This is a genomic window from Janthinobacterium sp. AD80, from assembly GCF_002878455.1.
Taxonomy (GTDB): domain Bacteria; phylum Pseudomonadota; class Gammaproteobacteria; order Burkholderiales; family Burkholderiaceae_D; genus Janthinobacterium.
This window is the reverse complement of sequence record NZ_NRDQ01000339.1, coordinates 1-669: the sequence shown is the minus strand read 5'-3', so window position 1 is coordinate 669 and position 669 is coordinate 1. Positions and strand designations below refer to the sequence as shown.

Below are 669 nucleotides of genomic sequence, written 5' to 3'. Positions count from 1 at the left end.
CAGCCGCGGCGGCGTCGCCGAATTGCGCGTGCTCGACCGGCCAGCCATGCTGGCGCTGCGCGATGCGGCCGGCGTGGAGCAGCTGGCGCTGCTGACCCGGGTGCGCGGCGAGACGGCCACCGTGGATATCGGCGGCCAGGCGCAACAGCTGCCGCTGGCGCAGGTGGCGCAGCGCAGCGACGGCGGTTTCACCACGTTCTGGCGCGCCCCGCGCAGCTGGCGCGACGAGGTGCCGGTGGGCGCCCGGGGCGCCGACGTCGACTGGCTGGGGCAGCGCCTGGCGCAACTGCACGGCGTGCCCGCGCCGCAACCGAACCAGCCGCTCGATGCCGAGATGCAAAAGCTGTTGCGCGACTTCCAGCACAGCCAGAACCTGAAGGCCGATGGCCTGGCGGGACCGAAAACGTTCATGCGCCTGATGCAGCTGGGCGACAACTCGGAGCCGCGCCTGTCCGGCGCCGCTCCAGCCGTGGCAGCGCCTGCCGCGACGGCGATGGTGGCAGGGAAATAAGATGTCCTACATACTGGAAGCACTGAAAAAATCGCAGGCCGAGCGCCAGCTGGGCGAATTGCCCTCGATCCATGCGCCGCAGGTGCAGCTGCAGGCCGTCGCAACGGCCGGCGGGACAGGGCGCTTGCCCGCCTGGCTGGCGCTGGCCGGCGTGAGCG

1 protein-coding gene is annotated in these 669 nt (G+C 71.7%); it reads left to right on the top strand.

Going from position 1 to position 669, the window contains the following annotated elements:
• Nucleotides 1–511: peptidoglycan-binding protein (locus JaAD80_RS29255; protein WP_146012624.1), on the top strand; the 511-nt coding region annotated here is incomplete at its 5' end.
• Between the last annotated feature and the right edge of the window lie 158 nt (nucleotides 512–669).